2 protein-coding genes are annotated in these 2,907 nt (G+C 30.2%); both read left to right on the top strand.

Features of this window, described 5'->3' with window-relative positions; all coding sequences use genetic code 11:
- The coding region (locus BUA19_RS11830) for a hypothetical protein (RefSeq protein WP_178137506.1) at positions 1–1,895 on the top strand (1,895 nt) is incomplete at its 5' end.
- A gap of 297 nt (positions 1,896–2,192) precedes the next feature.
- The gene (locus BUA19_RS11335) at positions 2,193–2,786 is read left to right on the top strand and encodes a hypothetical protein (protein ID WP_072726579.1); all 594 of its coding nucleotides are present in this window, start codon (positions 2,193–2,195) and stop codon (positions 2,784–2,786) included.
- The last annotated feature ends 121 nt before the right edge of the window (positions 2,787–2,907 follow it).

A 2,907-nucleotide genomic window follows, 5' to 3' on the forward strand; every position in this document is an offset into this window, starting at 1 on the left:
AAGACCTAGCAGTAAAACCCGAAGGAGATTTATACATAGCCCATATAACAGGAGAAAAGCCAAAGACAGCAGTAAGAGTAGATTTTAGAATGAAGTCAGAATTTAAAGAAGTATTAAGAAATGAAGATGTAAAACTAACATTAATGCAAGATGGGAAGAAGATAGGGGTTTATAACGTAACAATACCAAATATATTAGAAAGCAAAGAATATAGTCAATATGCAGTATATACGAAAGTAGACGGAGTATTAAGAGGAGAAATAACAGCAAGGATAGACGTAAACCCAAACAAGAACCCCGAAGAAGAAAACTATGAGAACAACTATGCAATAGCAAGAATGACACCAAAAGATTTTGACATAATGGTATCGAATATAGAAATAAACCCAAGTTATGCGAAAGAAGGTGGCGAAGTAGAAATAAGAGTAACATATAGAGCAATAGGAGAGCAGAAAGGGAATTTATTATACAAGAATTACGAAGTAGGTTTATCACATAAAGGAAGGACATATAAAGGGGAAGTAAATTTTAGAGGAAAAGAGACAGTAACAAAGACATTCAAAGTAAATTGTCCAAAGCCAAAGAAGATGGAAACAATAGAGATAGCGACATGGATAAACAACCCAGATATAACAGGAATAGAAAAGGACAAAGATAAGCCACTAACGCAAAGGAATAACTATGAGACATCAAGTTATATAGCAGGAGAGAACCCAATAATGAAAGGAGTATGTAGTGCGAAAGGGAAGATAGAAACAGAAGTAAACATACCATATACATTAAGATACGATAGAGTATTAGGACATACAAGATGTTGTCGTTCACATAGAAGATGTCATACAGATAGTGAAGGGCATAGACATTGTCATACAGTATGCGATGCTTATTCATGCTCAACGTATATAAGTCCAGTGGATAAAGAATACACATATAAAGCAAAGAACAAAATAGAAGTAAAAAATATATGGGCAGGAATATCGGCACCGTTTATAGCAGATTTAGGAGGAAAGACAGTACGTTCAGGGTATTGGCATATGCCATTCTATATAGTAGATATGGAGACAGAGGTTTATAACAATAAAGACGATTTAACATATTATGCGAAAGCAGAGGAGATGTTAAAAGAGTATATAAGAAAAAACCCAATGAAAGTAACACCGAGCTATAAAAACACCCAAAAATATTTAGGTATAGAAGCAAGTCCCAAGAATGAAGTATTGGAGTTAGTAAAGAAAATAGACCTAGAGAAATGGTCAGCAAGAATGGATAAAGGGACAAGTTATGTAAGAGTAAAGACATCAAAGGGAATGGCGAGTAGGGCAGTACCATCAGCATCAAAGTACCATGATTGGAGAGAGGAAGATATAGAATATTATGGGAGATGTGGAGATGGTTGTGAATATAGGAATAAAGTTTATAACCAGTATTATAAAGACAACAACCCAAAAGTAATAGACTTTTTAAGGGGAGGAAAAAGTCTAGGAAAGGATACAACAAATATATATTATACCAAGACAAGAACATTATATGTATTTGCACCGAAAGTATCGAAATATAAATATTATAACACAGACGCAACCCATACAACAGGCTCACCATTACATATGCAGTTTTATGAAATAAAGAGTTCACCGTTCGGACTAAAATTCAAGAGAGAAAGTAAAAGTTATGTAGGGGAAGGAGATATAAACAAAGTATTAAGAGCATTATATGACGGAATACATAGTCAAAATAGACTATTAACCATAAACTTTGGAGAAGATGACGGTTGGAGAAAATATATATTTCCGAATGTGTTTTGTGGAAAGAGTGCAAGTGTATCAATAGAAATAGAAGGGAGTGTGTATGATGATATAAACACAACAGGAACACAATATTACGAAGATGAAAACTAAAAGGGTGAGGTTTATAACTTAAATTAATTAAACATAATAACTTTTATGTTTAATTAATCACGAAATATGAGCTAATAATCTTTGGGAATTAAACATAATATATCATATATCAGTATAAATGAATTAGACATAATTGATTGATACAGAAAATATCAATTAAAAAAATATCAGCCATGGCCTAGTAATTTTATTAAAGTATCTAGGCTTTTTTTATTTTGTGTTTCACAAATATCATAATAAGTTATAATAGAGTTACAAAAGTAATACTTTAGAAACACTTATCAGGGGGGATAAAAATTGGATAGAAAAGAATTTGATAATCTTGATACTTTAGAACAAGTTGAGTATTTTAATAAAAAACTCAAAGAAAATTTATCTATAAGTAAAATATGTAAAAATATTGGAATAGCGAGGACTACTGTAACAGATAGATTTAAAAGAGCTGGATTTAAATTTGATAAAAACAAAAAGTGTTACAAAAGTATCACTAATGAGTTACCACAAAAGAGTGATAAGAGTAATACTTTTGTAACACCTAGTGAAAGAACTGAAAATAATGGTAATATTATATCACAAGAAAATAACCTAAACCAAATAGTAGATATAATAAATTTAAAGAATGACATATTGGAACTTGTAAGTTTAAAACAAGAAATAAAAAATACAATAGAAGCAGTTAAAAAATATGAATTTAAAAATAATGTAATAGATATTCCTGAACTTAAAATAGACTTTTCTAAAATGACAGGACAAATTAAAAATAGATCATTTAAGGTTTATGAAGATATACTCAAAAAGTTTTTAAAGTTTGCTAAAGAAAATAAGAAGTTTAAACAGCAAGACCTTTTATCTCAAGCTATGCTCGAGTTTATAGAGAGATATGATAAATAATAAAAAATATACTTTTCTAAATTTACATACCCCATTTTTCCTTTTGTTTCTTTAGAACAATTTTTTCAAATTCTTCTGGAGTATATTCTGATGTTCTTTGAGTGAAATTGTGAAATCTTGT

It is taken from the genome of Tepidibacter thalassicus DSM 15285, assembly GCF_900129915.1.
GTDB classification, from domain to species: Bacteria; Bacillota; Clostridia; order Peptostreptococcales; family Peptostreptococcaceae; genus Tepidibacter; species Tepidibacter thalassicus.